The organism is Eubacterium sp. AF15-50, assembly GCF_934835595.1.
Lineage (GTDB): Bacteria > Bacillota > Clostridia > Lachnospirales > Lachnospiraceae > Eubacterium_G > Eubacterium_G segne.
Map to the genome: position 1 here is coordinate 1 of NZ_CAKVZL010000022.1, position 11196 is coordinate 11196.

General features: G+C 35.6%; 9 protein-coding genes and 1 tRNA gene. 9 read left to right on the plus strand and 1 reads right to left on the minus strand.

The features are described from left to right. From Q5O73_RS04255 to Q5O73_RS04280, 6 genes are all read left to right on the plus strand, one after another. Positions 1 to 367 (plus strand): group II intron maturase-specific domain-containing protein (locus Q5O73_RS04255; protein ID WP_302669096.1); only part of this gene is annotated, 367 nt, incomplete at its 5' end. Between the two features lie 226 nt (positions 368 to 593). Then, positions 594 to 1871 carry an L-aspartate oxidase gene (locus tag Q5O73_RS04260; RefSeq protein ID WP_302669097.1) on the plus strand — a complete coding sequence of 426 codons (1278 nt, stop codon included), beginning with the start codon at positions 594 to 596 and terminating at the stop codon, positions 1869 to 1871. A gap of 1 nt (position 1872) precedes the next feature. Beyond that, positions 1873 to 2727 (plus strand): carboxylating nicotinate-nucleotide diphosphorylase, encoded by an 855-nt coding sequence (gene nadC / locus Q5O73_RS04265; RefSeq protein ID WP_118589646.1) that lies wholly within the window; start codon positions 1873 to 1875, stop codon positions 2725 to 2727. A gap of 16 nt (positions 2728 to 2743) precedes the next feature. Next, positions 2744 to 3304 (plus strand): transcription repressor NadR, encoded by a 561-nt coding sequence (locus Q5O73_RS04270; protein ID WP_302625046.1) that lies wholly within the window; start codon positions 2744 to 2746, stop codon positions 3302 to 3304. Positions 3305 to 3443: 139 nt separating this feature from the next. Then, positions 3444 to 3517: transfer RNA gene (locus Q5O73_RS04275), tRNA-Pro, on the plus strand. A gap of 100 nt (positions 3518 to 3617) precedes the next feature. Next, on the plus strand, positions 3618 to 4784 hold the full coding sequence (locus Q5O73_RS04280; RefSeq protein WP_302669098.1) for a hypothetical protein: 1167 nt from the start codon (positions 3618 to 3620) through the stop codon (positions 4782 to 4784). A 56-nt stretch (positions 4785 to 4840) separates the two neighbouring features. On the opposite strand, the gene Q5O73_RS04285 is transcribed toward Q5O73_RS04280, so the two are convergent. Continuing rightward, positions 4841 to 6442, minus strand: coding sequence for a CTP synthase (locus Q5O73_RS04285; protein ID WP_021951880.1), 1602 nt, complete (start codon positions 6440 to 6442; stop codon positions 4841 to 4843). Between the two features lie 202 nt (positions 6443 to 6644). Between Q5O73_RS04285 and ftsH the strand changes: the two genes are divergently transcribed. The 3 genes from ftsH to Q5O73_RS04300 all read left to right on the plus strand — a co-directional run bounded on the left by ftsH (position 6645) and on the right by Q5O73_RS04300 (position 10989). Further along, the gene (gene ftsH / locus Q5O73_RS04290) at positions 6645 to 8597 is read left to right on the plus strand and encodes an ATP-dependent zinc metalloprotease FtsH (RefSeq protein ID WP_302624334.1); all 1953 of its coding nucleotides are present in this window, start codon (positions 6645 to 6647) and stop codon (positions 8595 to 8597) included. Between the two features lie 392 nt (positions 8598 to 8989). Next, positions 8990 to 10291, plus strand: coding sequence for a sensor histidine kinase (locus tag Q5O73_RS04295; protein WP_302624333.1), 1302 nt, complete (start codon positions 8990 to 8992; stop codon positions 10289 to 10291). Further along, entirely contained in the window at positions 10288 to 10989 is a 702-nt protein-coding gene (locus tag Q5O73_RS04300; protein WP_021951877.1) for a LytTR family DNA-binding domain-containing protein, read from the plus strand. Before Q5O73_RS04295 ends, Q5O73_RS04300 begins: the two co-directional genes overlap by 4 nt. Positions 10990 to 11196 lie beyond the last annotated feature (207 nt).

The window sequence follows — 11196 nt, forward strand, 5'->3', positions numbered from 1 at the left end:
CTGTCGTAGCTGGGGTGTTAGCAACAGCTATAAAGTGGAGAAACTTAATCAGCTCATAAGAGGTTGGATAAACTACTTCAAAATAGGTAGTATGAAAACACTTTGTCGAGAATTAGATGGTAACATCAGATATAGACTTCGTATGTGCATTTGGAAACATTGGAAAACTCCACAAAACAGAGCAAAGAACCTTATGAAGCTTGATGTACCAAGATGGGCAGCATTTAAAATAGCGTATTGCGGAGACAGATATGCAAGACTTGCCCACAATGGATGGATACAAAAGGCTATAAGTACAAAGAGACTAACCTCATTTGGATTAGTCTCAATGTTAGATTACTACACCGAAAGGTGTGTTACTTGTTAAGTTGATTGAACCGCCGTGTACCGAACGGTACGCACGGTGGTGTGAGAGGTCGGGAAATTTAGTTAAATTTCCCTCCTACTCGATTGAGTAAAAGTTAATAGTTGTATTTACAACTGTCTTGTCAGATGTAAAATGATGTGTTATAATGCCACACAATAATGTCAAAGCTGTTTATCGGGCGATGTTATTAATAAATCATTACATAAAGTTTAGAAATGAGAGAAATATGAAAGTAGACGTTTTAATAGTGGGAAGTGGATGTGCAGGTCTTTACTGTGCACTGAATCTTCCGAAGGATAAGAACATATTAATTATCACAAAGGACATTGTGGAGCATAGCGATTCGTACCTGGCACAGGGCGGTATGTGTATGCTCAAAGATGAAAGTGACTTTGAAAGTTATTTTAATGACACCATGAAAGCAGGTCATTATGAGAATAACCCTGATGCCGTAGCAACAATGATTAATTCTTCACAGGACTTAGTTAAGGATTTAATTGGATTTGGTGTGGATTTTGCTAAAGATGAAGAGGGAAATCTTTTGTTTACCAGAGAAGGAGCCCATTCTCAAAACCGAATTTTATTCCATGAGGATATTACGGGAAAAGAAATAACAAGTCACCTATATGAAGAAGCAAAAAAACGTGATAATATAACTATAAAGGAACATTGGACTATGGTTGACATAATATGTCAAGAGGATAAATGTTATGGAGCCGTAGTTAAAAAGAATGATGAAAACCTTACGGTAATAAATGCTAATTATACAGTTTTAGCAAGCGGTGGAATCGGAGGAATTTACAGACATTCCACTAACTACAGACATTTAACAGGTGATGGAGTTGCCGTTGCCATAAGACACGGCGTAAAAGTTGAACATGTGGATTATGTTCAGATACATCCAACAACTTTTTATTCCGAAAGAGAAGAGGACAGAAGCTTTTTGATTTCTGAGTCAGTGAGAGGGGAGGGTGCCCTTCTCTATGATAAAAATTACAAGAGATTTACCAATGAATTACTTCCAAGAGATATTGTTACGGAGAATATAAAGGCTCAAATGAAAAAAGACGGAACAAAACACGTTTGGTTGTCGATGCGTCCTATTGAAAAGGAGCAGTTAGAGCATCATTTCCCAAATATAATCGGACACTGTAAGGAACATGGATATAATGTTCCTGAAGAAATGATACCGGTTGTCCCAGCACAGCATTACTTTATGGGTGGAATTAAGGTAAATCTTCAAAGTAAAACATCCATGAACCAGCTTTATGCGGTAGGGGAAACAGCGTGTAACGGTGTACATGGAAAAAACCGTCTTGCAAGTAATTCACTTCTTGAAAGTATGGTTTTTGCAAAGCGTGCAGCCGGAGAAATGACAGCGGAATTCGATTCTACAGAGTACAGGAACACTGAAAATATGGATTTATCACCTTATAGTGATTTGAAAAAGTGGAATAAAGAAAACAAGGAAATTTTATTAGAAGCGATAGATAAAGGAGAATAAAATGTTTGATCAGGTAACTTTAAAATTGTCAGTAGACCCATTAATATTAAGTGCATTAAAGGAAGATGTAACAAGTGAAGATGTAACTACCAATTCAGTTATGCCTAAGGGAACATTAGGTGAAGTGGATTTAATTTGCAAGGAAGATGGCATTATTTGCGGATTACAGGTTTTTGCCAGAGCTTTCCAGCTTTTAGATGAAAGCACCAAGGTTGAATTATTTGTGGAAGATGGCGATGAAGTTAAAGCAGGTCAGCTTATGGGAAAAGTAACAGGAGATATAAGGGTTTTACTTGTAGGAGAGAGAACAGGTCTTAATTATCTTCAGAGAATGAGCGGTATTGCCACATACACTAAATCCATTGCGAAACTTCTTGAGGGAAGCAAAACCAAACTTCTTGATACAAGAAAAACTTCACCAAACAATAGAATTTTTGAAAAATACGCAGTTCGTGTTGGCGGAGGAAATAATCACAGATATAATTTAACAGACGGAGTTCTTTTAAAGGATAATCATATTGGTGCAGCAGGAAGTGTTACAAAGGCTATAAATATGGCAAAGGAATACGCACCATTTGTAAGAAAAATTGAAGTTGAAGTGGAAAATATTGATATGGTGAAGGAAGCCGTTGAAGCAGGAGCAGATATTATTATGCTTGATAATATGAGCCACGATGTAATGAAAGAGGCTATAGATATTATTGATGGAAAGGCTGAAATAGAAGTTTCAGGAAATGTTACAAGAGAAAATATTGCAAAACTTACTGACTTAGGGGTTGACTATATTTCCAGCGGAGCATTAACGCACTCAGCACCAATTATGGATATTTCACTTAAAAATCTACATCGTATATAGTTTTTTGGGAGGAAAAATGGAAGGAGAAAAGAGAAGGGAAAATATTTTAAGAATATTGCAGGACAGTGACAAACCGGTATCAGGCACCAAACTGGCTGAAAAGTTTCAGGTAAGCCGTCAGGTGGTGGTTCAGGATATAGCACTTTTAAGGGCAAAAAAATATAATATTATTTCTACTCACAAGGGTTATGTTTTACAGGAGGAAAAAGGTCGGAAGCAAAGGGTTTTTAAGGTAAAGCACAGTGCAGACAAGATACTGGATGAACTTAATCTTATAGTGGATTGTGGTGGAAAAGTTGAAGATGTTTTTGTGTATCATAAGGTTTACGGTGTGGTAAAAGTAGAAATGCACATTAAATCAAGAAGGGATGCAAAAAAATATGTAGAAGAAATAAAAGGAGGCGTGTCTGTACCTTTAGAGCAGATAACCTCTGAGTATCATTATCATACGGTTACCGCTGATTCAAAGGAAACCCTTGATGAAATTCAGGAGGAACTTCAAAAGCAGGGATATCTGGTTGCTTTGAGAGATTATGAACCGGTGGACTTTTGGAGTGGAGAAGACAAGCAGGAATAAGAGATGTATCTGGGATGTATTGCGTTTTCGGCAGAGTTTGCAATAGAGTCTGCAATTCATAATTTCTTAAAAAGTCTGTAATCCATAAATTTTTAAAAAGTTGTGACATTTTCTAAAAAGTATGATATTATATACGAAGCGGTGCGTGGCTCAGCTTGGTAGAGCGCTGCGTTCGGGACGCAGAGGTCGCAGGTTCGAATCCTGTCGCACCGATGAGTAAATAATATAGCCGTGCAATTGTTGTTGCACGGCTATATTATTATCTTATAAGTAACAAAAAACATAATAAAGTGATGAAAAATAGGAGAGGATTATGAGTAAAAAATTATTATCAGTTGTACTGTCATTAGTTATGGTTATGTCATTATTAACGGGATGTGGAAAGGATGACAGCACATTTTTTAAGGAAGTAAAGGAAATCTCACAGATTACAAAAGGCGAGGCTACGGTGGAAATTAAAGCCACAGGAAAATTAGAAGATACCGAAGATTTAGACAGGGTTTTAGATGATAATGGTAAGTTTTCCATGGCACTTAAGATGTATGTAAAGGCTGAAGCTAAGGATAAAATGGCAGTGAGATTTGATGTTAAGGCAGGAAAAGATACTGATTATCAGAAGCTTACAACTTTTGCCGTAGATGGAACAAAGTTATATTTAGAAACAGCACCACTTTTAGAGTTTATAAAGACAATTAACGAAGAAACAGCTACAAGTCTGGAATCAGTTTTGGCACAGATAGGAGTTACACAAAGCATTTCATTGGATTATAAGCAGTTAGCAGAGGCATTAGGTCAGGAATTACCGGATACTAAAACATTAGATAAGGATTCACTTAAGGAAATACAGTCTGTATGGACTAAAATAGAAAATAATTTTAAAGACCTTCAGGGAAAAGATGGTGATAATTACACACTGACGGTAAATGGTGATAACGCAGATAAAGCGGTGGATATGTTAATTAATTTTGTGAAAAACGATTTACAGGATACATTGAAAACATGTACTGATTTGGTAACAAAGGTGTATGGTGAGGACAGCAAAGTTGCATCTTCATACAAGGAGTTACAGGATAGTGTGGGTTCCACATCAGATATGGCAGATAAAATTAAAGAAAACAAATCAGATTTTGTTGACACCATAAAGAAGTCAAATGCCAATTTGGTAGCAAAGGCAAGAGTTACAGGAAAAGCCGGAAGCAGAAGTGGAATATTTAATGTTTCAACAGGTGATATGAAAATTGATAATGAAGATATTAACGTAAGTGTTGATATGAAAATCAAGGAAGGAAAAACATCTGTGGATGATATGATTCCAAAAAATGCAGCAGATATAACTACATTGTTAATTACGGCAATGAACGCTCAGGCGAAGGGTAATGATTTATTAGATGATGGTGAAGATATCCTTGACGATGAATTGTACAATTATAGTGACGATGATGCGGCAGAAGAAACAACAACGGAAAATGAAATATTTTAGTTAGAAAAAAGCGGGTTTTGATACCCGCTTTTATAGTATTAAAATATATGAATTTTTTATTTTTTAGCTTTAATGGCTGCGTCAACAAATCCAACAAACAAAGGATGTGGTCTGTTAGGACGACTCTTTAATTCAGGATGTGCCTGAGTGGCAATGAAGAACGGATGTGAAGGAATTTCAATCATCTCTATAATTCTGCCGTCAGGTGAGATACCTGAAAGTTTCATGCCGTTTTCAGTAAGATTTCTTCTGTAATCATTATTTACTTCATAACGGTGACGATGACGTTCATTAATTAACTCAGTGCCATAAAGCTTATAAGCTTTACTTTCTTTGTCAAGGACACAAGGATAAGAACCAAGTCTTAATGTACCACCAATATCTGTAACCCCTTCCTGGTCAGGCATAAGGCTTATAACAGGATGAGTAGTGGATGGGTCAAGCTCAATACTATGGGCATCACGGAAACCAACTACATCACGGGCAAATTCAACTATAGATAACTGCATTCCAAGACAAAGACCAAGGAATGGAATATTGTTTTCCCTTGCATACTTAATAGCTGCGATTTTACCATCAATTCCACGACTGCCAAAACCACCGGGAACAAGAATACCTGAAACATCACTAAAGATTTCAGGGGCATTTTCATTAGTAACCTCTTCAGAATCCACCCATTTGATATTTACGGTAGTTCTGCTGTTGTAGCCTGCATGCTTTAAAGATTCAACTACGCTGATATAGGCATCATGCAAAGCAATATATTTTCCAACAAGAGCAACAGTAACTTCCTGTGTAGGATTTTTAGCAGCCTCAACCATTGCCTTCCAATCTTCAAGGTCAGGTTCAGGGCAATCTAAGTTAAGACTCTGACAAACGATTTCTGCCAAATGTTCTTTTTCCATGGCAAGAGGTGCTTCATAAAGCAAATCCAGTGTAAGGTTTTGAACAACATGGCTGGCAGGAACGTTACAGAACAAACTGATTTTATCCTTTAAATTATCATCAATTTCATATTCAGTACGACATACAACTATGTCAGGCTGAATACCAAGTCTCTGTAATTCCTTAACGCTCATCTGAATAGGTTTGGTCTTCATTTCTTCAGAAGCAGGAAGATAAACCATAAGAGCAACATGAATAAGGATACAATTCTCATGTCCTACATCATGCTGGAACTGTCTGATAGCCTCAATATATGGCTGAGACTCAATATCGCCTACGGTTCCGCCTACTTCAATAATAGCTATTTCAGTTTCTTCGCTGAGACTTCTGTGGAAACGACTTTTAATTTCATTGGTAATGTGGGGGATAACCTGAACTGTTCCTCCGCCAAAGTCACCACGTCTCTCTTTTTCGAGAACTGACCAATAAACTTTACCGGTAGTTACGTTAGAATTTTTTGTTAAACTTTCATCAATAAATCTTTCATAATGTCCAAGGTCCAAATCTGTTTCAGCACCATCGTCTGTTACAAAAACCTCGCCGTGCTGTATCGGATTCATGGTACCGGGATCAATGTTAATATATGGGTCAAACTTCTGCATTGTAACCTTATAGCCACGAGCTTTCAGAAGTCTTCCCAATGAAGCGGCTGTAATACCTTTTCCAAGACCGGAAACAACACCGCCTGTTACGAATACATATTTCACTGCCATGTGATTTTCCTCCCTGAGTATACTAAACATATTTTAAAAACACCTTACTAGTGTACTACAATAAATATTTTATTTCTAGAAAAAAATAAAAAAAATATCAATATTCTAAAATTTTAATGAAATATTCAATAAAATTTCACATTATTTTTTAACAATGTGATATAGTATTTTACTATAAGGAATCTAAATGAAAGGAAAAACAATGGATAATAATCAAAATAGAAATACTAACAGAAATAATCCAAACAGGAACGATGATAACAATCAGAAAAAAAGTATGATTATCAGCGTTGTGGTTGCCGTAATAGGTGCATTGCTTTTAACATCGTTGTTTTCATCAGTTTTAAGTTCGGCATCAAAGGAAGAAATAACCTATAGCCAGTTTGTTAAATTGTTGGATAATGACAAGGTTGAAAGCGTTCTTTTTGAATCCGGAAAGATTTACATTGAAACCAAAAATCTGCAAAATGGACTCATAAAGAAAACTTTCTGGACGACAGCAGTTAATGATCCGGATTTAATAAGTGAATTGAAAAATAAATATACCGATGTAGAATTCAAAGCGGAAAGTACCAGTGCAAGCAATGGTATTATCATTATATTACTGGAATATGTTGTTCCACTGATATTATTCTGGGCATTACTGATGTTTGTTATGCGAAGGGTATCCGGTGGAAAAGGCGGACCGGGCGGTGTGTTCGGTGTAGGAAAGTCAAATGCCAAGGTATATATTCAAAAGAAAACAGGTGTCACATTTAAGGATGTGGCAGGACAGGAAGAAGCAAAGGAATCAGTTGTGGAATTGGTTGATTTCCTTCATAATCCGGGAAAATATACGGCAATAGGTGCGAAACTTCCTAAGGGAGCACTTTTAGTAGGCCCTCCGGGAACAGGTAAAACCCTTCTGGCAAAGGCAGTGGCAGGAGAGGCAAATGTGCCATTCTTCTCATTATCAGGTTCAGATTTCGTGGAAATGTTTGTAGGTGTAGGTGCCTCAAGAGTAAGAGATTTGTTTAAGCAGGCAGAAGAAAACGCACCATGTATCGTATTTATTGATGAAATTGATTCTATAGGTAAGAGCCGTGATTCAAGATACGGCGGAGGCAATGACGAAAGAGAACAGACCTTAAACGCACTTTTAGCGGAAATGGATGGATTTGACACATCAAAGGGAATATTGATTTTAGCGGCAACTAACAGACCGGAAGTTCTTGATCCGGCGTTGCTAAGACCGGGACGTTTTGACAGACGTGTTATAGTGGACGCACCGGATTTCAAAGGCAGGGTTGAGACATTAAAGGTTCATTCAAAGGATGTTAAATTGGATGAAACAGTTGATTTGGAGGCTATTGCCAATATAACCAGTGGTGCTGTAGGTTCAGACCTTGCCAATATGGTAAATGAAGCTGCCATTAATGCAGTAAAATGTGGCAGAAAGGCTATTTCCCAGGCAGATTTAATGGAAGCCGTGGAAGTGGTTATTGCCGGAAAAGAAAAGAAGGACAGAATCTTAAGCAAGGAAGAAAAGAAGATTGTTGCATACCATGAGGTAGGACATGCTCTTGTGGCAGCTATTCAAAAGGATGCAGAGCCGGTACAGAAAATTACTATTGTTCCAAGAACCATGGGCTCGTTGGGATATGTTATTCAGGCACCTGAAAAGGAAAAATACCTTATGTCACAGGATGAATTAAATGCAGAACTTGTTACCTTACTAGCAGGAAGGGCTTCAGAGGAGATAGTATTTGATTCAGTTACTACGGGGGCTTCAAATGATATGGAAAAGGCAACTAACATTGCCCGTTCCATGGTTGCACAGTACGGTATGTCAGAGAAATTTGGACTGATGAGTTTAGAGCGTGTGGAAGACCCATATCTGGGAAGACGTGCACAGTTAAACTGCAGTGATAAGACGGCAACTGAAATAGAGGAAGAGGTTAAGATACTTCTTAAGGAAAAATATGAGGAGGCAAAGCAGCTTCTTAGGGATAACAGAGACAAGCTGGATAAGATAGCTGAATTTCTCTATAATAAGGAAACTATCACAGGTAAGGAATTTATGGAAATTTACCGTAAGTGTGATGAGCCGGATGGAGCTTCGGATGACAACCAAGATGTAACCTTGAATGATAAAACGGATGAAATATCTGAATAAATAATAATCATAAAAAATATTAATAATTAGAAAAAGAACCTTTAGTGGCACAAGAATATGTTGCCGGGGGTTCTTTTTTTGATGTCATTTTAAGCTCAAAAATTAGAAAAAGGAAGAATTAAAGAAAAGAAAAAACATGAAAAAATGAAATATTTGACCCCCAAAAAGCTGCACTTGCGCAAAAAACGGGTACGGTTGCGCAAGACCTATTGAAATGTGAAAAAAAGGGTGTAATTTAGTACTTGTCCGGACAATACAATTAGTATATACGGAAAGGACAGAAGGGTGTTCGATTATTTCAGAAGATTCGTATCTTATTGGTTTTAAGGTATAGTCCAAAGTATAAATATCTGATATATTATATATATTGATATTTATGTGGAGGATAAGAGATGCAACTTCTGGTTTCAATAGTCACAGACTGGCTATTCGTTTTTTGTATTGTTTTAATTTGTGATTATTATCTAGCTCTTAATAAGAGGGATAATACATATAAATATATACTGGCAACTGCATTGGTGGCAGTTTGTTCAGTGTGTAAATGCATAGAATCTAATGTCTTTTTTGAAGGGGGAGTAATATTAATAACCATTGCATGTGCTGTAGCATTATGTTTCAAAGAAAAAATAATTAATATTATTTTTATATCAGTGTGGTTATTTTTAATTGTTTCGCTTATATCATCAATAGTAGAAGTTGTAATTAATATTATATGCACGTTATTAAATTATAAAGAGGGAATGCTTACGTATATAATACAATCAGGTATTGTGTTTGTGTTTATATATGTTGTAGCAATTTTACTTAAACGAAAAAATATTGATGGGATAAAGAAGATTCATTTGGGATTTTTGGTGTTATATACAATTTTAACTTTTGTAGATGCATTCGCATTAATGATAATGGCTACAGTTACACTGGATAAGATGGCATATAAAAACAAAGTACTTTATGGTGTAACTTTTACTTTAGTAGCATTAGGAATACTGATTCAGTTGGGGGCAGTAATTTTATTAATGGTATCAAGGGACATATATAGGCAAAAGGAAGAAATAGTACATAAATATCTTAATGAACAAAATGCACATTATGAGTATTTAGAAAAACGTGAGGAGAAAACGAAAAAATTTCGGCATGATTTAAAAAATCATATATGTGTTTTGGAGAGATTGTCGGAAACTGATAGTCAAAAATATAAGGAGTATTGCGATGCAATACTGTCAAAAGTGGATGAACTTAGAAGTAATGTATCTGTTAATAATAGTATAGTCGATGCAGTGCTTAACAGGTTTTACAGTGATGCTGTAGAGTTAAACATTGATTTTAATATATGTGGTCATATGCCCAATAATTGTAACATAGATGCATATGATTTGTGTACGGTGTTTTCGAACCTGTTAAGCAATGCATTTGATGCAGCTAAAAAAGAATCTAAGAAGCAAGTGGATATAGAAATTTCCTACGACAAAGAAGATATAATTGTAAAAGTTAGCAATTGTTTTAGTGGCAAGGTTGAAATTAAAAATGGTCAGATTTCAACAAGTAAGGCAGATAAGGATTTGCATGGCTGGGGATTACAAAATGTAAGGGACAGCGTTGATAAATATGATGGAATAATGGATATTGATGCGAAAGGAAACATATTTAGTGTAACAATATTATTAAAGAATATTTCCGAGGAGATTGGTTTATGAACATAGCAATTATAGATGATGAAAAGTTATGGAGAAATATGGCACACAAGTTAGTTCAAAATCATTACGCAGGTGTGGACATAAACATTGAAGAGTTTGAATCCGGAGATAGTTTTCTGGAACGAAAAGGTAATTTCGACTTTGTGCTGGTGGATATTGAAATGCCGGGAAAAGATGGATTTGAAACAATTAAAGAATACAAAGGCATTAAACAGGAATTTATTACAATAATTTTTACAACTCATATGGAAATCAGCAACAAGGGATATTTTGTTGATGCATTTAGATATATTAACAAAGATAATATGGAAGCTGAATTAAAGGAAGCCTTAACTTCAGCTGATGTCAGACTTGAAACAAATAAAACTCTATCATTTAATGAACTGGGTAAAGGAAACATAAATATCAGGATATGTGATATTTTCTACATAGAAACAGAAGCAAGAAAACTGATTGTACATACATTTAATGGTGAATTAAAATGTAGTGGAAAAATATCACAATATGAGGAAGAGTTAGAAAATGTAGGATTTTTTAGAAGTCACAAATGCTACTTGGTTAATATGGATAAAGTAAAAAGATTTAGTAGCAGTGAAGCTGAATTTACAGATGGAACCACAGCCTATGTAAGTAGCAGGCGTTATGCTGAAATGAAGAGAAAATATTTGGAAAGAAAAAGGAATATATCCTGTAAATAGGTAAAAAAATAATTTCGAAAGTAGATTAAAATGTTAAAAATCCAGCGGAAAATCTTAAAAATTAATAATAGGTATGTGTTAGGTAGGTTTTTACCTGCCTTTTTTATTTGCATGGATTGGTAATAAAATCTGATAAAAAACTGAAATAACGACAATAAGAGACACAAATTTATGAAAAAAATAGCGAATAAAATCACAAAAAAGCTA